Consider the following 21,400-nt stretch of genomic DNA (forward strand, 5'->3'; position numbering starts at 1 on the left):
TCACAATTCTACCGTATTATTGAAGTATGGAAATATAATTTTTCTAAACACCTAGGCAAAATAATAATAATTGAAAACGGAACAGCTAAGGTAAATGTTACTAGGATATAGGGCAGACATCTAAATTCAAGTATTTATAAAGGAGGAAGGCTATGCGTAAGTTTTTGAAAATTTTGTTTGTTGTGTTTGGGGTTATCACTTTAGGCATTGCACTACTTGTATTCACCTTTCTTCAAAGTATGAAGCCGGATAAGGATAAAGAAGAAGCAATAAAAAGCCAAGCTGAGCAATATTTAAAGGAAAATTTCAATGGGAATTATGAAGTCTATGATGCCTTGTACGACAATATGGGCAACTTCGGATTTGAATATGCTGCAAAAGCGATAAGAGAGAACACTGACTTTTTAATTTATTATGATGATGAAACAGAGAAATTGGTGGATACGTACATTGCAAGTAAGTGGAGAAAGGAACTAGAGGGTGAAATACATCCTTTTCTTTCGGAAAATCTCGGAGAGAACATCGATGTCTACGCCTTCTTTAATGACAAGATTGGAAATGATTTAGGAATTGATCCTAATGGCTCTAGTAGTTATAAAGATTTCGATGTCGAGGCAACTATTCGTTTGACTTTACCCAGAAAAAAGAAAGCAGATGATGAGAGAGTTTTCAACGAATTTATATCATATTTGAAAACCAATGATAAATTGCTACACGGTAAAGTTGTGGTTGCCTATATTGCTGAGAATGGTGTGATTTTAGAGGACGATGAATGGTGGGAAGATTTCTGAGAAAAAGGTAAAAATATTCTGCGAATTTTCGTCAATCTTGAATTAGTCTTGGACTTAGAAGGAGTATTATAAAACACTAGATCCTAAAGTAAGATAGAAAAAAGAAATGTATTTCGGAGGATAACTATGAACAAGTGGAAAACGATAAAATCAAAGTATTTACATGAAAGTCCATTCGGGAATATTAGAATAGATCGTTGTGAGCTTCCAAACGGTAAAGTGATTGATGATTATTGTGTTAATGAATATTCTGATTGGGTAAATGCGGTTGTCATTACGGAAGAAAATCAGATTGTTCTGGTTGAACAATATCGTTATGGAGGGGATGATTTCTTCTTAGAAGTTCCTGCCGGGAAAAAAGAAGGGCACGAAACGCATGAGGAAGGCTTAATTAGAGAGGTGAAAGAGGAGACAGGTTACACTTCTTTGAAAAACCCTATTTTCTTAGGTGAATTTATGGTGAATCCAGCAACACAAAACAATAAAGTTAGGACCTTTCTGATCCTTGATGCATTTAGCGCATATGAGCAAGATTTAGATGATACTGAAGAAATAAAGGTTAGATTATGCGACTTTAATAATTTTGAAAATGAACTAGTGGCAAACAAAATTAATACACAGTTATTTACGGCAACAGCTTTTTTTATGGCTAAGAACTATATTCTTAAAAACGAACCTGGAAGATTAAGCTAAACGGCCAGCCAAGTTCTACAAAATTTATTTGTAGAGCTTATTTCTTATTACTTTTTTCTGAAAGGAGGACGTAGATGAGACAAATAATTGCTCTTGGTGGTGGCGGGTTTTCAATGGAACCAGATAACCCTTTGTTAGATTTGTATATATTAAAACAAGCAAAGAGAGCAAATCCGCATATTTGCTTCATCCCTACTGCAAGTGGAGATTCCGATAATTATATTTCAAGATATTATGACTTTTTCAATCAACAAGAGTGTCAACCATCTCATTTATCTTTATTTGAACCTCCGACAAGGGATTTTGAGAGCTTTATTTTAGAGAAAGACATTGTTTATGTTGGTGGAGGGAATACTAAAAATCTATTAGCTTTGTGGAAAGAATGGGACTTAGACGAGATTTTAAGAAAAGCGTGGAATCAGGGAGTTATTTTAACTGGATTAAGTGCGGGTTCCATTTGCTGGTTTGAAGAAGGGGTTACTGATTCGTATGGGGATGGACTTGAACCAATCCAGTGTTTGGGTTTTTTAAATGGGAGTAATTGTCCCCATTACGATGGGGAAATAGAAAGAAGACCTGCATATCACGAACTTATTGAATCAAATAAAATACAATCAGGGTTTGCGGCAGATGATGGAGTTGCCATTCATTATAAGGACCAAGAAATTAGTAAAATAGTTAGCTCCAGGACAAATGCTAAAGCATATCGTGTTTCTTTTGAAAATTCAGTTATAGAGACGGAACTTCAAACAGAATTTTTAGGTTCTTACTGAACGAATGTTTGTGGGATAAGATCTTAAATTAGTTAAAGGTGTATTGTATGCTCAACATTCATGAATGTTGAGATTTCAGGTACCACAATAGCGATCCTTCCCGCGTTAAAATCATTCCCGATTTTCAAATCTTCTAGGGAGGCAGAAAAATGGACGAGAAGACTAAGAAAGCATATTTAGAAATGATTGAAGAGGGAGCTAAGCACGATGATGGTGCGGATTTAATAAAGAGAACAGAAATAAAAGCTGACCAGTTTAAATGGCTTGTTATGCAGGCGAAGAAGGTCGAAAGCTTACAGAATGAAAACGAACAGCTCAAAAAGAAGATTAAGTATAATCTTGAACAAGAAGAGTTCTTTGCTTATCACATTGTTACTAATCAAAGAATGAGTCTTGGACAGAAACTTTGTTTTGGCGAGCAACAAAAAAACACCTTATATCGCTTCTTCTTTGAAAAGGAACGATTATCGTCTACCGGTGAAGACTTTATGCAGATTTTGTACGAACATTATACAGATAATGGATTAAACTTAGATAAAGATAATGCAAAAGTAGTTGTTGATTATGCAAATCAAACGATTAGAGCTATTAGGGAAGTGATAACAGAAATGGTCAGACTGCAGGAATTTCCTAAGTATCCATCAAGGTTATCTTGCCTATACGCAGCAAAAAGCTACGAAGAAGCACTCAAATGGAAAGAATTATTTGTTTCGTACAATCGCAACGTCTTGCAGATTGTTAAACTAAAAGTTGTTGGGAATTATTTCGAGGGTGACGGAGAACTTTTACCAAAAACAGATGGTGTTGCGTTTGCTAGAAAAGTTGAACAAGCAAGATCGTATTGGAATGGCAATGTGAAAAACGATCTCCCTGAGCTTCTAATTAACGGAGAAATCGAGGTTGCGGAAATCATTGATGAGTTTCTAATGCTATAAAAAATTATTTTTGCGGTCAACAAGCACTGGAATATGGTACGCAGTTTGTAAAATATCACAGAATGTACCTGTGTGAGAGACAACTATGGAAGATTAAGCTGTATTTGAAATAGTATAAGAAGATTGTAAGTTACTAGTATGCAAATACCTATACAGTCCAGATCTGAAAAGCATTAAAACAGGTCTGGATTTTTTTGATAAAAAATACCGTCAGTGACTGGTATAAATCTCTGGATATTTATCGAGTATTGCGACAACTTTTATTTGTAAATGAGCTATGGATATAGATGAAAAGAGATTCCAGTGCAATAAAATAAAAATGCAACACATGAGGAATTAGACTGGTTACAGAAAACAACTCTGCCTACTTAGAAGAAAACAACATGAATTTTCTTTTGAGGAGCTTACTGCAGTTCGTTTGTTCCAAAGAATCCAAGGGAGCTAATGAGATGCTAAAGGAAATCGAAAAGATCATGAAGTATTGGAGATGGATCTGTAATATGAAAACAGATTCCGTTTTGTACCTTGGAAAAACCACAGATTGTGCAAGGCATAACTTGGACATCATTCTGATTTGAATCTAAGTAGTTTTCTACAATGGCGATGCTCCCTGTATAAGTGGGCTAAACTGTATTAAAAATAAAATTGTCATGAAATTGTAAGCTATTCCATAAGCTAGATAGATCGAGTTGTCACAAACAAGAGAGTAACTTACATCTACAAAAACAAGGAGAGGTGCTATGAAAAGAATTCTATCACTTATAGCTGTTTTGGGAATTGCATGTATAATAGCTGTACAACCAACAGTAGCCGAAGCGGCAACTAGTTTTCCTGATGTTCCAGAAAACAATCGATTCCATGATGAAATTCAGTACTTAGTCAATAAAGAGATCATAAGCGGCTATTCCAATGGGAAGTTTCAACCAAAGCGTAATGTCACTCGAGGAGAAGCGGCGATAATGATCGGCCGTATGCTTGGCTATGATGGAAGACCAACTGCCACGCGTTTTACAGATGTTACTGCACAAAACGGAGCAAGTGGATATATTTCTGAAGCTGCAGTCTATGGAATTATTTCTGGTTATCCAGATCGCACATTCCGTCCGAATGAATACATCACACGAGGCGATATGGCGATATTTTTAGCACGTGCATTTGATATAGAAACAGGTTCGATTCGGGAGTTCAAGGATGTCCGTGAACAGATGAAAGCATATTCTTCTATACGAAATATAGCCGGGGATTTCATTACAACAGGTTATTCAGACGGCACATTCCGTCCGGCTAGCAAAGTGACTCGGGAACAGTTTTCTGCATTTCTAGCACGGGGTCTTAGCCCTGAATACAAACAACGAACGGTCAAAAAAGATGGCTATTCTCGAGATATGACGAAGAAATATGTATTCAGCTCTCCAAATGGGGATATCCGTATGGAGTACAAAAAAACGATGGGGCAATTTGGTGAACTTCACTATGCTGGTTTCTTCTGGGTGATTCAAGGTCCAAAATCTGGAGATATTTGGTACATCCAGCAAGAAGAAACAGATGAGATGCTGATTGAATCTTATCCGTTCTCTAACTATGAAATAGCGCTGAAGTATCCTGTGAAGGTAGGGACTTCTTGGAGTGGTTATGGCCTATCTGAAACTGATGCTTTAAAAATTACAGGAGTTAATAAAACGATAAAAACACCATATAAAACATTCACAAATGTTGTAGAAGTGAACGAAAAAGGATATAAGCATTACTATGTCAAAGGCGTAGGTCATGTGAAGACGGTTGACCCTACCGGAAAACTGGTAAGTGAATTGAAGTCAATTCGATAAAAGAACGTCTAAACGTCGGTGATAAGCCGACGTTTTTTTATGGGATGAGATGGAATTTTTTATTGAAAAGTTCATCAAACTGCAATAGACCTACCCCTTTTGTATAATGGATACCAGAGGTGATGATATGTATAGCAGTAAAAAAGAAATGGAAATCAGTGAGGGTCAGACTGATGGCGTTCGGAACTAATCGTACAGAAGTGAGAGCTTGGAAAGAGGCGGTCCGTGCCGGAGAGATTGCATTTCTCACACATTATTGGCTAGATGACCGTTTTCCTGGGTGTAAGACAGTGACAAAGGTAGGCTGTGCGAATGTTAATCGCCTGATACAGTGGGGACAAACATACGGGTTAAAGCCTGAGTGGATTGACTACAAAAAAGACTATCCCCATTTCGATTTGTTTGGCAAAATCGAAGTTGACGCTTTGATGGATGCAGGGTTTGAAGACCGTGTGGAACGTTTTAATCTGATGAAAAAGTATGAGGGATAATAAGTGAAAGGTACCTGAATAGGGTGGTCAAGGCTTTTAAAAATCATAATCGAATCCTTCAATAGTAAGCTGTAATTCAAATTGCATACGACATATAATTTGGACAAACTTGCACCTTCGCCAGACTGTTCCTGGTTTATATTTCCTATTTACAAGATAGCTAACTCTCAATTATACTTAGCTAAATTGTTAAGTATAAGGAGATTAGTATGAAAACATCAGTACCTTGTCCGAATTGCCAAAAAGCCATTACCCTCGAGGATTTTGAGGATTTTTCGTCACCTTTAACTATGAAGTGTCCGTACTGCCAAGCCAAATTAAAAGAAACAAAAGTAACCCCATTTCTAATAGTGGGTGTAATTGCAATCATTCCGTTATTTATTTTCTTAACGGAACTAGTTATCTCCTTACTGTCTAGTGTTGTACCGATTATTGAAAAAATGCCTACAGCTGTCGTATTCCTTGGTCTGCTGTATCCAATATATGCTCTTTATGAGCGCGCGAATGGACTACTTATGTTTAATAAAGGGAATTTACAATTGAAAAGAAGGCAATGATGAGCGTGGAGATCCCACGCTTTTATAATTAGTTCAGGTGTCTGAATTTTGAAATATAATGTTCTTGGAGCTAAAAGATAGACGGGTTGTTGGGAAATATTTCGTGGGGACGGAGAGCTTTTACCGAAACCAGATGGCGTTGCTTTTGTTCAAAAAATTGAACAAGGAAAAGCGTATTGGAATGGCAATGTGAAAAGTGAGCTCCCTGAGATGCTGATTAACTGTGAAATAAAGGTAGTTTAGACTATTAATTAATTTCCATTGTTTTAAAGAATGAAGATCCCGAAATACATTATGAATGTTCGGTGCGCAGACATTTAAATTAAGACACCACTCAGAATTGTTTCCAAGTTGTACGCTGGATGCTCTTTCAAATAATGCATGGTCAGGTTGCATATACTTAGTGTGAATACTACAGGGGATGTGGTCACAGTTATTGAAAGGGCTTTACTTTTCATCATTTTGTTAAGGGTGATTTCGGGGAGTATAGAAATATCAGCTGCTGCATTAATGTACAAGTTTAATGATTTGGAGAAGGCTTTCTACATTAACAGCATGCTTGCTTTAGTGGGCCCAGTTATATTGGTTGTCACAACAGGGATTGCACTGAGTGGGCTCACTGAAAAAATCTCTTTAACGAGGATGGTCTGTTTGTTTGCTGGAGTTTTACTAATCCTATATAGTTTGAAGGCCAAGTGAGAACTTTTACGGGAAATAATTAAAAGGTAGCTGTGCCGGAAACAATCATGAATGATTAACAAATATGAAAGTTAGGTGCACAGCATACCTTATTAACTATTTTTGACTGTATGTACAAGTTACTTTTTCAAGCGCTGAATTTCATCCGCCACTACAAATGCCAGGTCGTCATTTCCGAACATTTGGAGAACATCCAACATCGTTTCATTGTCGATATGAAGTTCGTCAAATCCATCATCACTTTCGATGACTTCCTCTAATAGTACATTTAACGGTTGGGCGGGGTATGCTTTTTGATAGAGAGTTTGTGAGTCAAGGTCATGATTAGCACACCATTGTACAAATAGGCGAACCATAAGAGTTTCATCTTCTTTATACTTCTGAATGACTTGTTCATCAATATTTTTAAATTCCATCGTCTAATCCTCCAAAGTGAAGTTATGATTCTAAGTATAAACGATAAGTTGAATATCTAAAAAGAATGTCATTCCCGTCTACATATTATTAGATTAACTGCGTGATTCAACTTTCATGAATAATGAAACAATCTCGAGAATATAATGGAAGGCTGTCTAAATAGAGACGGCCAATTTCGCGTGGAGTATGTGTACTTTGCCGATTTATACGATGGGAATTCAGTATGTACTAGTAGTGACTGGAAATTAAACTGAATAGTTGACTAAATCAATGTATTCTAACAAAATATAGGTTATAATCCAAATGGAGGGGGAATGGGAAATGATAAAGCAATCAATAATAGAAAATGTATTGGAAGCCGCGTTATCGACTGGCGGTGATTTTTCAGAGGTTTTCATAGAAGACAAGTTTGTGAATTCAATTGAGTTGCAAAGTGATAAGGTTGAAAGAAGTATTACGGGTCGTGACTTCGGAATCGGGATCCGAATTTTCTCTGGACTTCAAAATGTGTATACGTACACCTCCGACTTTACAGAAGAAGGACTGATTGAGGCTGCGAAGCGTGCTGCGTTAGCAATTAGCGGTGGAGGGAATGGGATTATCCATCCCTTACAAAAGGAAATCATTAAACCGATTCATACCATTGCTCAATTACCACAAACAGTAGAACATGCGCGCAAAATAGCGGTGATGAGAAAGGCGAACGAAATTGCTAGAAATTATGACGAACGCATCCGCCAAGTTGGATTACGTTATGTCGATGAGGAACAGAATGTCTTGATTGCCAACTCGGAAGGAAAGTTCGTAGAGGATAAACGTGTCCATTCACGACTTGCGATTCAATCGACAGCATCGGATGGTGTGGAAATGCAGAGTGGGTTCTACGGTCCGGGAGCACATGCTGGTTTTGAATTCATCGAGAATCTGGATCTTCATCATTACGCAGGAGAGGCGTCACGTATTGCCGTGACGATGCTTGGTGCGGATGAGTGTCCAAGTGGAAAGTTCCCGGTGATTATCGACAATGAATTTGGTGGTGTGATTTTCCATGAAGCTTGCGGACATGGACTTGAGGCGACATCAGTGGCGAAGAATACCTCGGTATTCGCGAATCGCATCGGTGAAAAGGTTGCACCTGATATCGTAACGTATATCGATGATGGAACGCTTCCGAATGAGTGGGGCTCTCTGACAATTGACGATGAAGGTGAAAGAACACGTAAAAATGTATTGATTGAAAATGGGATTTTAAAAGGGTATATGATCGATAAATTCAATGCACGTCGCATGAATGCGGAAGCGACTGGCTCTTCTCGTCGCCAATCGTATCGATTTAATCCAACTTCACGGATGACGAACACGTATATTGCACCAGGGGATTCGACACCGGAAGAAATCATTGCATCGACTGAGAATGGGATTTACGCGAAATATATGGGTGGCGGTCAAGTGAATCCAGCAACAGGTGATTACAACTTTGCCGTTGCTGAAGCGTACTTGGTGAAAGATGGTAAGATCGGTCGACCTATTCGTGGTGCAACTCTTATTGGGAATGGTGCGAAAACATTACAACTTGTCGATAAAGTAGGCAACAATTTGGCACATGGTGCAGGGATGTGTGGGTCTATCAGTGGTAGTCTCCCCGTAAATGTTGGTCAACCTATGTTGCGTGTCAGTGAGATTACCGTTGGTGGGACAATGGGGGAATAACAATGGACATTCAACTATTTCAGGATGAACTTTTGAAAAAAGCACAGGATGTTGGTTTTAATGAGGCAGAGGTTTATTATGAAAAATCTAACTCGTTCCAAGTTAACATATTTGAAGGGGAAATCGATAGCTATGAAACTTCTGAAGAAGGTGGAGTTGGATTCAGAGGTTTGTATAATGGAAAAATGGGTTATGCGTATACAGAAAAAATCGATGGTGATTCCATTTCTTTCTTAATCGAGGGTGCAAAAGCGAATGCAGACGCGCTAGATGAAGATGACGGCACGGACATCTTTGGAGGAAGTGAATACTACTCGGAGCACTCCCGCTATAGTAATAAGCTTGCGAATGTCTCTATTCCAGAAAAAATCGCTTTTATAAAAGAAGTAGAAAAGAAAACTTTGGCTTATGATCCCAGAATTGTATCGGTAAATTATTGTGTACTGCAAGACTTTTCGCAAGAACGAGTTCTTACAAACAACAAAGGACTTTCTTTGCAAGATAAAACGAATGGACTTATTGTTTTCATATACGCCGTTGCTAAGGATGGGGAAGAAATGAAGACGGGTCGCGCGGTGCGTTTAACAAGGGATTTTAAATCGTTGAATGCAGATGAGATTGCAACTGAAGCAGGGGAGGAAGCTATTTCTAGTTTAGGAGAGAAATCGATTCCCTCACGGAAGTATCCGATTATTATGCGGCACGATGCATCCGCTTCTTTATTAGCAGCTTTTACTCCGATCTTTTCCGCTGAAGAAGCACAGAAAGATCAGTCATTGTTGAAAGACAAAATTGGCGAAGAAATCGGAGCAAAAAACTTTAGTCTTATAGATGATCCGTTTCATCCTGAAGCATTGTTAGGTAGAAATTTCGACGGAGAAGGGGTTGCAACTAAAAAAACAATGCTCATAGCAGATGGTACCTTAAAAACACTTCTTCATAATCGGAAAACTGCTAAAAAAGAGGGCGTCAACTCAACTGGTCATGCAAGTAAAGCGTCCTACAAGAGTACCTTATCGGTTGGACCCGGCAATTTATATATTGCTCCGGGGGAAAAAAGTCAGGTAGAATTGATGGCTACTATAGAGGAAGGCGTGTTGATAACAGATTTGTCGGGTCTTCACTCAGGAACAAGTACCATTTCAGGTGATTTCTCAGTGGCGGCATCAGGATTCTATATTAAAGAAGGAAAAATCGCGTCCCCTGTGAAACAGATGACGATTGCAGGAAATTTCTATGACTATATGAATGGAATCGTATCGGTTGGATCTGATTTAAAATTTGTTCCGGGCGGGTATGGGTCGCCTTCTGTAAAAGTGAAAGAACTGTCAGTTACAGTGGACTAACAGAAATGATGGGCAAAGGGATGTTTTATCTACGGACCAGATGGTCTTGCGGAACTCAGTGAATTGTAAGCTTTACATTCTGGTTACGTTCATTTTTGACTTTTTGTTATGACCCCCTTTACCTCATTTAATAGTTGGCATATTTGTTGATTGTAGCTGAGAGCTAGCTCCTAGGAAAACGTCCGTCGCAGAGGAAATCAACCTTTCATAGATAATTCTATTGTAAAAAAAATACTGTAGGCAAGCCCAATGATTTCTGGAGTTTGTCTACAGGCCGGGACATCCCTCATAGGATGTCTTTTTTTCTATGCATAGAATAGAGAATAGCCAATATGAGATGTATAAACAAAAGGTACACAAACACATGTATTTTCTTCTGAAAAAGTAGTTAAGAAAGGAGGGATTGAAGTGAATGCAGATAAATTGAAACAGTATATCGGATTGTTTGGTGGTTTGGCTTCAGCTGTCTTTTTGTTTTTACACACGATTGGTATTCAGTTCACCTGGTTTAATCCAACAAGCATCGGAGCCTTCTCCGGGGTACTCGTGGCAGCGATTCCGTTTGTTCTAATTGTTTATGGTGTATATAAAAACTCGTATATCATAACAGAAAAAGCTAAAAAACAAGAGAAGGAATTGAAAAGGAGAGGACTAAAATAATATTTTAAAAAAACAGCATCTCAATTGGTTTTTTCCTCTAATCTTTGAATGCAAGAACTTTGCATACTCCTAAATAGAAAACCACAAAACTATCCCCTCGCAAATAAAAAAAACCAGTGACCCGGGAAAAAGGTACTGACCTAAGAAAGTGAGACAAATAAAAACACCTTACGTTGAAAAACGGGTATTAGACCTTATTACATCAACGTGGAGGTGTTTTTTCTAGGGGAACTAGAGTGAGTTATCTGCAGAAGTAAAAATAAAAGCGATTGAAATGTGATTGGCAGGAATACCTGTGAAAAAGTGATAGGACTTATTGACTAAAAAGTGAAATTAATGTAAGACTTTGAAGAGTGACAATCAGAACTATGCCCTTACTACAACAATTAGATAAAAGGTATAGAGAAAACAATGTAGAAAATTGTCGAAATATATAGCTTTATTTAATTTGTTTATATGAGATAATGGGTGTAGGACTAAATGTTCATAATGAGTTTTCAAAAACAATTGTGAGGTGGAGAAAAATGAGATTACATTCATTTCGTATTCAAGGTTTTAGAAAAAACATTGATACTGAAATTTTATTTTCAAATGCGACATTCTTAATCGGTGAGAATAACGTTGGAAAGAGCACGGTTCTGAAAGCTTTAGAATATTTGTTATCCGATTCAAAAAAAATACCTGTTAATGAGTTCTTCAGTACTTTTATTGAGGATACAAATGAACACATATACTTATCGAACCAGATAGTACTAACAGCAGAATTTAGGAATGTTCCAACTGAAGCGGAAAATTGGCGTGGATTTAAAGGGCGTCTTTTAGAATATGACTTGACTGATTGTCCAGAAGAAAGTGGTTTAATGATCGTGTATAGAAAAACATTTGAACCAGGTAAAGACTACGTTGTGGAATTGAAAGAGAATAAAAAGAATTTAGAAGTGAAATTCGAAAAATGTGAAACCTTAAATGATTATATTGATAATGGATTAGATAATGATCTTATTGATAAATTATTCACTGGTGAAGATAAGAACAAAAAAATAACTAAAAGCTCTAAAATTTACAAGGAATTAGTATTGTTAGATGAATTATACTCTATTGATAAGACAGTTGAGAACTGGGTTGTTAATCCAGGTGGGATTCCAGGAAACATATTAGTTAGACTACCGAAGTTTTTGCTAATCCCAGCTCAGGACAAGGTGGATGAAATAACGGGACAAAACGGTTCATTAATTAAAACATTAAACAGTTTATTCGAAGATGTTAGAGATGCGTCTGAAAACTTTGACCATATTCAACACTATCTTAGCCTCTTAGAAAAAGAGCTCAATCCTAAAGATGGTGATACTGAATTCGGGAAAATGATGATAGAATTAAATGAAATTCTAGGTGATGTATTTCCTAACACTAAGCTGCTTGCAGCAACAAATTTAACAAATGCTAATGTTATAAAACCAAAATTTGATGTAGAAATGACCAGTAACACAAAAACTCCGATTGAAAATCAGGGCACTGGGGTTATTAGATCAACAGTTTTCGCTATGCTAAGATATAGAAGTAGAAGAGAGAATACTAGAACTCGTCCATTAATAATAGGGTTTGAAGAGCCAGAGATATATCTTCACCCTAATGCAGCGTTTCAAATGAGAGATACAATATATGAATTAGCTACTTCAAGTAATAATCAAATCATATGTACCACACATTCACCTTTTATGGTGGATTTAAGCAGAGACTCTTCTCAAGTGTTAAATAGTTTAACAGAAGTAAAGCAGGACATGGAAAATGGCGGAATCTCTCTGACAGTTTCTAAAGTGAAATCACAGCCATTCAATATATCTTCGGCGTTTAAGCAGCTCCAACAGGATGAAAAGACATATCTTAAGATGTTAGTGAAAATGGATGATTATATGTCAAAGGTATTTTTCGCAAGGAATGTTTTAATAGTAGAAGGAGATACTGAAGAGGTAGTTTTCAAAGAGACAATTGCAAGAATGCCAGTTGGTGTAAAGAAAGAGATTCAACATAACTGGCAGATAGTTAAAGCGAGAGGTAAAGGCACTATAATTTCTTTAGTGAAATATCTAAAGGCAATGGATATTCACCCACATGTTATCCATGATGCAGATGTTGGGACAGCAGGGGCTGAGAAATTCAATCTACCAATATCGGAAGCAGTCGCTGATGAAAAAAAGCACATAATGTTATCGAATTGTATAGAAAATATTTTAGGTTATCCAATACCTTCTAAAGATAAACCATTTAAAGCTTATGAATTTATAAATGTGAATTGGGGAAGCGATTGGGATAATGTTTCAAAAGATTGGTCTGAGATTGTGGAAAAAGTTTTTAGTGAAGAATTTAAAGACCATAAGAGTTCCATTGAAGAGGTAATTCTATAATTCTAATTTCCAAAGTATTTATTAGTAATTACAGTTGTAAGAAATAATTGAAGCCAATGCTTTGCAAAGCATTGGCTTCAAAACTATGTTTTTTTATTTGAACATTAATATTTCTGCATATCCGACTGTACATAATGATAAAGCAACTGCAATGTACATTCCAGCGACTCCTCATGCGTGCGTTCAAACGCATGCGAAGAGTCAATCCCCGGTCCAATCAGGCCATGAATGATGTCATGTCCTGCTTTGATCGCTGCGGATGCATCAGAAGCATAATATGGATAAATATCAAGCTTATATGCAATGTTATGTTGCTTTGCTAACTCAACAAGTGAATTACGGAGTCCTATGTGATAGGGACCACTACCATCTTTTGCACAAATGGACACCGTGTATTCATCCGTAGATTGGCCATCTCCCATAGCACCCATGTCGACTGCGAGGTACTCGACGGTTTCCTCAGGAATGTTGGAGTTCCCTCAATAGCCGATTTCTTCATTATTAGAAATTAGGAAATGCGTTGTATATGGTAGTGTGATTTTTTCTTCGTGAATCTGTTTAATGAGTTGAAGTAGAATTGCGACACTGGCTTTATCATCCAGATGACGTGATTTGATGAACCCATTGTCACAAATCTCCACACGTGGATCGAGTGACACGAAATCACCTACCTCAATACCAAGTGCACGAACTTCCTTCTCATTCTTCACCTTAGCATCAATACGCACTTCCATATTCACTTGGTTTCTTTCTGCTTTCCCAGCATCTTTATAGACATGTACAGACGTTTGGTGCAATAAAATCGTACCAGTAATTGTTTTGCCTGAGGATGCGTGAATCTTACAATATTCACCCTCGATCGAATTATAGTTATAGCCGCCTATCAAATCGAGACGTAGACGTCCATTGCTCTTGACCTCTTTCACCATAGCACCAAGTGTATCGACGTGGGCAGTAAGCATCCTATGCTCCTCGTTGTTTTTACCTGGCAATGTTGCAATGAGACCGCCTTTGCGGTTGCGCTTTGTTTCCACATTGTATTGCTTCAAGTATTCCTCAACAAAAGCAATTACCTCTTTTGTGTAGCCTGATGGGCTTGGAATTGATACAAGTTGTTGGATGAGTTCTTTTGTTTCAGCTGTGTCTGGTTTATACGTCATATGTATTCTCCTTTCGAAATGGTTCGTCTCTCTAAGTTTATCGTTTTATAAAAATTGTAACAACTATTCAGGCTGATAATGTAAGGAAAGTATTTAAAGGGGCATTCATAAAAATAACTTCTGGGAAACAAAGAGGTGTTACAAAACACATAGAAGGTGGAGGGCATAGGAATCACCAGGTGCTTTCACACCTGGTGAATGTACTAGTATTCAGCTTCGTTCATATACGAGTTCTCCATCGATAAAGGTAGCAAGTACGTTTATATCTTTAATGTCAAGGGGGTCAATTGACGTTGGGTCTTTGTCTAAAACTGCGAAATCTGCGCGCTTGCCAACTTCAATGCTGCCCGAGGACGCTTCATCGAAATTAAGCTCCGCACCGTAAATTGTCATCGATTTAAGTGCTGTAAGGACGTCACACTTTTCCTCAGCTCCCAGAACTCGACCTTCCTTTGTTAGGCGATTGACTGCAGCCCAGATTGAGAACAAAGGTGAGATCGGTGTAATCGGACAATCGGAATGGAGTGTAAAGAGTATGCCTTTTTTAGCAGCTGTTTCCACTGGATTCAACCGTTGAGCACGTTCATGCCCAAGGAATATACGCTCATGTCGATCACCAAAATAATAAATATGATTTATGAAAAAGGAACTGGCTACGCCGAGTTCTTTCATCTTGTTCAGATCTTCCATAGTTGCAGTTTGTGCGTGTTCAATACGGTGGCGATGATCATCTCGAGGGGCATTGTGTAGTGCATACTCATACCCTTTCAAAATCGATTCAATCGCTTTGTCCCCATTTCCGTGGATAGCAATCCGGTATCCTCTTTGATGAAAATCCAATAGCTGATCGTTCAAGGAAGTTTGGTCGTGGATAAGCGTTCCAGTGAGGGAGTCATCACAGAAATAAGGCTCACGCAACGCGGCTGTCAAACCTTGTATGGAACCATCTTGAAACAGTTTAACCCCATCTAAGCGCACACGGCCATTTGACTTTTCTTGTATTTCTTCATCAAGTTCCTTTGCAGAATAGTTACTAAATAGACCATCATCTTGTAAAAGTGAATGGATCATCAACAACTGAGTGCGCATCGGATTTACTTTTGTTTTTCCTGCATTTAAATGAACATCCAATTCCTTCTTAGGATTAGTAGACATTCCTATAGCTGCAACTGTGTTCATAGTAATCCCTTGCGCGATATATTCTTCAGCTGCTCGTCCAAGTAATTTAATCATGTCTTCTTCTGTTTTTTCTGGTATTGCATGACTGACAGCGGATGTCGCTGCATGTTCATACAACACTCCATTTAAACGCCCATCAAGATCCCTTCCGAAATGGCCTTTCGAAGAATCTTCAATGTCTTCAGGGACCTGTGCTAATGAAAGTGCTTGCGAATTAGCTACAGCGATATGTCCGGAAGAGTGGTTAAGTAAAACAGGATGATTTGGAGCAACTTGGTCAAGTTCCTTTCTAGTAGGATGACGTTGTTCCGATAGAAGCGTATCATCGTACCCAAACCCTTGTATCCATTGACCTGACGGTAGTTGTTCCGCTTTGAACCGGATCCGGTTTAATAGATCATCAATGCTCTGGTTGAGTGGTGAACTGCAATCTACCATTTCACTCAATAGAGCGTAAGATAATATGTGATTATGTGTGTCGATAAATCCTGGGATTAAAGTTGCTCCTTTTAAATCCATGATTTTTGTGCTATCAGAAATCGAATTTGTACCTGCGGGGGGAGTAGGTGTATCCCAAATCTCTGTAATTCGTCCGTTTTTAACCGCTAAAGAACGAGCTTGTCCATTGTTAGCATCAAGTTTTAAAATTATGGCATTTGTAATAATTAAATCTGGCACGTTGCATCCTCCTTGTACACATTATTTATATTAATATGAGGTACATGCTACTTCACTATGAATTTATACGTCAAGCTTTTAGGGTTTTATATTTGCTTATTTATTGCCTAAAAGAACTTTAACCTTTGTTGAAGAGCAGCTGTAAGATGAATTGAAGGAACATTCTATTGCATGCATTCAACAACGGAGAATCACAAAAAAACGCGCCTTGTAAAGAGACGCGTTAACAATAATGATATTATCTATAAAATAACCATGCAATAACTGGCCCAAGCAGTGATCCGAAAATAGCGGAAAGGGTCATGGCAACAGAACTCAACGAAGCTTCCTGTTCACCGTATTCAATCGCTTTGGACGTTCCGATGGCGTGGGTTGCAACGCCTAACCCAATTCCACGACCAAGTGTGCTGTCCAACTTAAAGAACGCGAGAAAATAGTGACTAAGTAGTACACCGCTAATTCCCGCAATGATGACAAAGACAGCTGAAAGTGCTGGAATTCCACCTACTTGTGTCGCAATTTGCATCGCAATCGGAGTCGTAATCGATTTAGGCAAAATGGATAAGACTAGTTCTTTTGAAAACCCTGCACTTTTCGCTAGCACCACCCCAGTAATCATGCCCGTTAAACATCCAACTAAAACTCCTGTAATAATCGGATAGATTTGTCTTTTTAACAATTCTCTTTGTTTATATAAAGGAATTGCCAACGAAACTACGGCAGGGCCAAGTAGCTTATCGATCCACTGTCCACCAACCATATAAGTTTCATAAGGAATATTAAACAGCACTAGAATCACGATAATGACGATTGTAGTTGTGATAATAGGTACTAAAAACGGCAAATGGACCTTCATGTAGAGTACAGTCATTGCAAAATAGACCGCAATCGTTAGTAGTATGAATCCCAATGATAGAATGATCAATTGCATTCAGATCCCGCCTTCCTCTTGTCCATCCGCTTCGCAACCGATTGGCTAACGAAACTAGCGACTCCCATCGTCAAAAACGTGCTAACGATTGTAATGGGAATTAACAAACTGCCTTTCCCTGAAAAGAAATGACCATAATTCATGATGGCAACTGTCGCAGGGATGAAAAATATAGGCAAAACAGATAACAGGGAATGTGCCCCAGATTCAATCCATTTCAAATTTATAAGCTTTGTGCTCAAAGCTCCCCATACTAATAATAATCCAATGATGCTACCCGGAAGTGGGATGTGCAGGATGTCATGTAACCAGCTTCCGATTACATAAAACCCATAAAGAAACGCTACTTGAATCAGCTTAATAAGAATATTCATAGGCTGCTAATTCCTTCTTTCATCAATTTCGAATGAGTATGTGTTGAAAGATACCGTTAAGTAGTCAATCTTACACCTGTTTTACTCTGTCCTTTTATTATATAAAAGAGGTTCAATCAAACGCAAAAGACATTGTTTTCAGTGTTTATTAATAAATTTTGTGATTCGAATGCTTGAAAGAACATGTCATAACTTATTAAAACAACACAAGCAAATTTCTTGAATGTCAAATAAGGTCAGCGTAAAATAGAGTTAAGGTTAAAGATAGTCAAAGTCAAATCGTATTTTGAAACATTAGGGAGGAACTTAATATGAAATGCCAACATTGTGAAAAAAACCAAGCAACTATGAGTTTACGGCTACAAGTGAATCAGCAAGCGATGCAGGTAAATCTATGCAGCTCCTGCTTTCACGAATTAAATGGCCAACTTAGTGCGGGCAACGTACCGTCATTCTCAAATGAATCCTATCAGGCAAATGGTGCGAAACAAACATATACGCAAGTGAGAGAGCCAGAAAGTCACGAACCAGGTTTATTAGACCAATTGGGTAAGAACTTATCTGACGATGCGCAAGAAGGATTAATAGACCCAGTCATAGGACGTAATCAGGAAATTAAGCGCGTGATCGAAACTTTAAATAGAAGAAATAAAAATAATCCAGTTCTGATTGGGGAACCCGGTGTCGGTAAAACGGCGATTGCTGAAGGGCTTGCAGTGAAAATTCATGAAGGTGATGTACCAGCGAAATTGCTAAACAAAAAAGTATACGTGCTGGATGTTGCATCACTAGTTACCAATACGGGAATCCGAGGACAGTTTGAAGAACGGATGAAGCAGCTGATTGAAGAATTGGAAATGCGTAAAGATGTTTTGGTGTTCGTGGATGAAATTCACTTACTAGTTGGTGCTGGGACAACTGAAGGATCTAAAATGGATGCAGGGAATATCTTGAAGCCAGCTTTGGCTAGAGGGACATTACAACTTATCGGGGCAACAACACTTAAGGAATATCGACAAATTGAAAAAGATGCTGCTCTCGAACGTCGATTCCAGCCTATCATCGTTAAAGAACCGTCTGCAGAAGATACGTTTAAGATTTTGAACGGTATTAAAGATCGATATGAAAACTTTCATGGCGTAAGCTATTCAGATGAAGCGGTACAAGCCTTTGTGTCGCTATCACAACGCTATATCCAAGATCGGTTTTTGCCGGATAAAGCAATTGACCTGATGGACGAAGTGGGAGCACGATTAAACCTGGAACAGACATCAGCTGGTGATTCAGACTCAATTGAAATGCGCCTGCAAGAAATTGTTCAGCAAAAAGAGCAAGCAGCAGATCAGGAGAATTATGAAAAAGCAGCTAACTTGCGAGCAGAAGAAGTGCAATTACGACAAAAATTAGATGAAACAAAACAAAATGGAGAAGCAGGGCATTCTGAAGTAGCTATAGCGGATATTGAATTGATTGTAGAAGAGAAGACTGGTATTCCTGTGACGAAACTTCAAGCTGCAGAGCAAGCGAAAATGAAAGGACTTGCCGAAAACCTTGGCAAAAAAGTCATTGGTCAGTCTGCAGCGGTCGAAAAAATCGCAAAAGCGATTCGTCGCAGTCGGGCTGGTTTGAAGTCAAAAAATCGCCCAATCGGATCGTTCTTATTTGTGGGACCTACGGGCGTTGGTAAAACAGAAATCACAAAAGTATTGGCGGAAGAGCTATTCGGTTCTCGCGATACGTTAATCCGTCTGGACATGAGTGAATATATGGAGAAACACGCGATTTCCAAAATTATCGGCTCACCTCCGGGTTACGTGGGTCATGAAGAAGCCGGTCAATTGACGGAACAAATTCGCAGAAATCCCTACTCAATATTGTTACTCGATGAAATTGAAAAAGCACACCCCGATGTGCAAAATATGTTCCTTCAAATTATGGAGGACGGGCGTTTAACCGATTCACACGGTCGTACAGCAAGTTTCAAAGACACGGTCATCATTATGACAAGCAATGCAGGAACAGGCGTTGCTAAAAAAGTGAGCGTTGGATTTAATCAGACAGAACATGAGTCAGTGACGATGCTAGAAACGTTAGGTGATTATTTCAAGCCGGAATTTTTGAACCGTTTCGACGCGATTGTAGCATTCAATGAGTTAACAGAAGAAAACTTGCTAGAGATTGTAGATTTGATGCTGTTAGATCTTCAAGAAAATATTGAAGAAAATGATATCAACCTCAACATCACATTAGAAGCAAAGCAAACACTCGTGAAGTTAGGTTATGACAAACGTTTCGGTGCTCGTCCACTTCGCAGAGTAATTCAAGACAAAATCGAAGATCCACTGACAGATCTTTTATTGGAGAATGAGTCTGTTGGTAAAGTGAATGTCGACTTAGTTGAGGATGAAATTATTGTGCAGAAATTCCATTAAATAGTCATTTTCAAAAAGAAAAAAATTAAATAGTTGAATATAGTAATTTTGGTAACCACCTTACATGCATATAAGTGAGCATACAAGGTGGTTATTTTTTAGTTTGCTTATTCAGCAGATGGTGTGCTACCTTTTGTCATCTATATAAGCGAAGGGGACATCTCCTATAAAGCCCTGCGGACGTTTCTAAGTTAGTCTATTTATCGCTGATTGGATATTGTATGATGAAATTTAGGGAATACATATATATAGGGTAGGGGGAGAAGGGATGGTTACTGAGCCAGGACTTAGAGTCTATCTGATGACCATAGCGGGGGCAGCATGCTGGGGACTGATAGGATTATTCATCGCACCGTTGTATGCACGAGGTTTCACAGCTTGGGATGTCGTAGCCATAAGGGGGATTTTTAGTTTTATCTTTTTGCTTCTGATCATGTTTTTATTTTACCGAGAACAGTTACGTACTCGCTTAAAAGATCATCTTTTTTTCGCAAGCGCGGGGATTTTCAGTCTTGCGCTGTTTAACTACTTTTATTTCGAAGTCTTTTCTCAATCAAGCTTGTCCCTAGCGGTGACGCTTTTGTACACCGGTCCCTTGTTCGTCACGATTCTGTCTCGAATCTTCTTTAAGGAACCTCTAACGATTCGCAAAGGGTGGGCGCTTGCGTTTGCGATTACCGGTTGTGCTTTTGTGGTAGGACTACTCCCGCTAGGATCACAAAGTATTCCGGGTAAGACGCTATTCATGGGAATTCTTTCAGGTTTTTGCTATGCACTTTATAGTATTTTTACAAAACCAGTCACAAAACGATACTCTGCGTTGACCATCACTACGTATACGTTTTTCTATACAAGTATCTTCATGTTATTGACGAGTGATATTTTTGGTAAGGTGGATAAATTTCAGTATGCCGATGTGTGGATTTCGGCTTTGCTGTTGGCATTGGTTTCAACAGTTGCCGCATATGTATTGTATACATCCGGGCTAAAATATTTGGAAGCAGGGAAGGCATCCATTTTGGCGACGATTGAACCGATAGTGGCTGTACTGATGGGTGTCTTGTTTCTCCATGATCAGTTGCATGGATGGCAAGTGTTGGGGATTGTGCTCGTTCTGTATTCAGCCATACTTGTGGCGGGAGGGCGGTCACGGAAACTGAATAGAAGTTGAGAAAGTTCCAATCAACTATAGGTAAAAACACTACGTTTTATCAATTTACTTTGATGGATGTTCAGCATAAACGTAAAATCATAGTGACTTGAACGCATGAAGAGCGGTTATCCATAGTTTAAAAAAAGCTTTTAAAAGAGTGACCCCCATTTAGTTCCTTTGACAAAGGGAATGG

At 38.4% G+C, this 21,400-nt stretch carries 18 protein-coding genes and 2 pseudogenes; 15 read left to right on the forward strand and 5 right to left on the reverse strand.

The annotated features are described in order from the left end of the window. Positions 1-152: 152 nt before the first annotated feature. The 9 genes and pseudogenes from N693_RS0103375 to N693_RS0103420 all read left to right on the forward strand — a co-directional run bounded on the left by N693_RS0103375 (position 153) and on the right by N693_RS0103420 (position 6,765). Positions 153-791 (forward strand): hypothetical protein, encoded by a 639-nt coding sequence (locus tag N693_RS0103375; protein WP_025783367.1) that lies wholly within the window; start codon positions 153-155, stop codon positions 789-791. A gap of 126 nt (positions 792-917) precedes the next feature. Further along, positions 918-1,484 carry an NUDIX hydrolase gene (locus tag N693_RS0103380; protein WP_025783368.1) on the forward strand — a complete coding sequence of 189 codons (567 nt, stop codon included), beginning with the start codon at positions 918-920 and terminating at the stop codon, positions 1,482-1,484. A 74-nt stretch (positions 1,485-1,558) separates the two neighbouring features. Then, complete coding sequence (locus tag N693_RS0103385; protein ID WP_025783369.1) at positions 1,559-2,257, forward strand: peptidase E; 699 nt, start codon at positions 1,559-1,561, stop codon at positions 2,255-2,257. 386 nt (positions 2,258-2,643) lie between these two features. After that, positions 2,644-3,192: a DUF2441 domain-containing protein gene (locus tag N693_RS18830; RefSeq protein WP_051508680.1), complete on the forward strand. Its 549-nt coding sequence runs from the start codon at positions 2,644-2,646 to the stop codon at positions 3,190-3,192. A 740-nt stretch (positions 3,193-3,932) separates the two neighbouring features. Next, positions 3,933-5,018: an S-layer homology domain-containing protein gene (locus tag N693_RS19590; RefSeq protein ID WP_025783372.1), complete on the forward strand. Its 1,086-nt coding sequence runs from the start codon at positions 3,933-3,935 to the stop codon at positions 5,016-5,018. 173 nt (positions 5,019-5,191) lie between these two features. After that, positions 5,192-5,509: a hypothetical protein gene (locus N693_RS0103405; protein WP_025783373.1), complete on the forward strand. Its 318-nt coding sequence runs from the start codon at positions 5,192-5,194 to the stop codon at positions 5,507-5,509. 209 nt (positions 5,510-5,718) lie between these two features. Further along, on the forward strand, positions 5,719-6,066 hold the full coding sequence (locus N693_RS0103410) for a hypothetical protein (protein WP_025783374.1): 348 nt from the start codon (positions 5,719-5,721) through the stop codon (positions 6,064-6,066). Positions 6,067-6,165: 99 nt separating this feature from the next. Then, positions 6,166-6,309 (forward strand): annotated as a pseudogene (locus N693_RS19860) (DUF2441 domain-containing protein); the annotation flags it as partial. A gap of 138 nt (positions 6,310-6,447) precedes the next feature. Next, positions 6,448-6,765, forward strand: coding sequence for a YqhV family protein (locus N693_RS0103420; protein WP_172643567.1), 318 nt, complete (start codon positions 6,448-6,450; stop codon positions 6,763-6,765). 119 nt (positions 6,766-6,884) lie between these two features. Here the strand turns inward: N693_RS0103420 and N693_RS0103425 are convergent, their stop codons facing one another. Next, on the reverse strand, positions 6,885-7,181 hold the full coding sequence (locus N693_RS0103425) for a hypothetical protein (protein ID WP_025783376.1): 297 nt from the start codon (positions 7,179-7,181) through the stop codon (positions 6,885-6,887). Positions 7,182-7,503: 322 nt separating this feature from the next. Between N693_RS0103425 and N693_RS0103430 the strand changes: the two genes are divergently transcribed. The 4 genes from N693_RS0103430 to N693_RS0103445 all read left to right on the forward strand — a co-directional run bounded on the left by N693_RS0103430 (position 7,504) and on the right by N693_RS0103445 (position 13,300). Further along, the gene (locus N693_RS0103430; RefSeq protein WP_025783377.1) at positions 7,504-8,892 is read left to right on the forward strand and encodes a TldD/PmbA family protein; all 1,389 of its coding nucleotides are present in this window, start codon (positions 7,504-7,506) and stop codon (positions 8,890-8,892) included. Between the two features lie 2 nt (positions 8,893-8,894). Then, positions 8,895-10,238: a TldD/PmbA family protein gene (locus tag N693_RS0103435; protein WP_025783378.1), complete on the forward strand. Its 1,344-nt coding sequence runs from the start codon at positions 8,895-8,897 to the stop codon at positions 10,236-10,238. Positions 10,239-10,646: 408 nt separating this feature from the next. Further along, positions 10,647-10,898 (forward strand): phage holin, encoded by a 252-nt coding sequence (locus tag N693_RS0103440; RefSeq protein WP_025783379.1) that lies wholly within the window; start codon positions 10,647-10,649, stop codon positions 10,896-10,898. Between the two features lie 524 nt (positions 10,899-11,422). After that, positions 11,423-13,300, forward strand: coding sequence for an AAA family ATPase (locus N693_RS0103445; protein WP_025783380.1), 1,878 nt, complete (start codon positions 11,423-11,425; stop codon positions 13,298-13,300). A 104-nt stretch (positions 13,301-13,404) separates the two neighbouring features. On the opposite strand, the pseudogene N693_RS18840 reads toward N693_RS0103445, so the two are convergent. From N693_RS18840 to N693_RS0103465, 4 genes and pseudogenes are all read right to left on the reverse strand, one after another. Continuing rightward, a pseudogene (locus N693_RS18840) lies at positions 13,405-14,460 on the reverse strand (M42 family metallopeptidase). A gap of 210 nt (positions 14,461-14,670) precedes the next feature. Next, a complete protein-coding gene (locus tag N693_RS0103455; RefSeq protein WP_025783381.1) occupies positions 14,671-16,317 on the reverse strand; it encodes an amidohydrolase in 1,647 nt (548 codons plus the stop codon). Between the two features lie 238 nt (positions 16,318-16,555). Then, positions 16,556-17,248 carry an LrgB family protein gene (locus N693_RS0103460; RefSeq protein WP_025783382.1) on the reverse strand — a complete coding sequence of 231 codons (693 nt, stop codon included), beginning with the start codon at positions 17,246-17,248 and terminating at the stop codon, positions 16,556-16,558. Continuing rightward, on the reverse strand, positions 17,239-17,622 hold the full coding sequence (locus N693_RS0103465; RefSeq protein ID WP_025783383.1) for a CidA/LrgA family protein: 384 nt from the start codon (positions 17,620-17,622) through the stop codon (positions 17,239-17,241). The genes N693_RS0103460 and N693_RS0103465 overlap by 10 nt, the downstream gene beginning before the upstream one ends. Positions 17,623-17,933: 311 nt before the next feature. Here N693_RS0103465 and N693_RS0103470 point away from each other — a divergent pair, with 311 nt between their 5' ends. Further along, complete coding sequence (locus N693_RS0103470; protein WP_025783384.1) at positions 17,934-20,054, forward strand: ATP-dependent Clp protease ATP-binding subunit; 2,121 nt, start codon at positions 17,934-17,936, stop codon at positions 20,052-20,054. Between the two features lie 268 nt (positions 20,055-20,322). Continuing rightward, a complete protein-coding gene (locus tag N693_RS18845) occupies positions 20,323-21,225 on the forward strand; it encodes a DMT family transporter (protein ID WP_037592634.1) in 903 nt (300 codons plus the stop codon). Positions 21,226-21,400: the final 175 nt, after the last annotated feature.

The organism is Sporosarcina sp. D27 (assembly GCF_000586555.1).
Taxonomy (GTDB): Bacteria; Bacillota; Bacilli; order Bacillales_A; family Planococcaceae; genus Sporosarcina.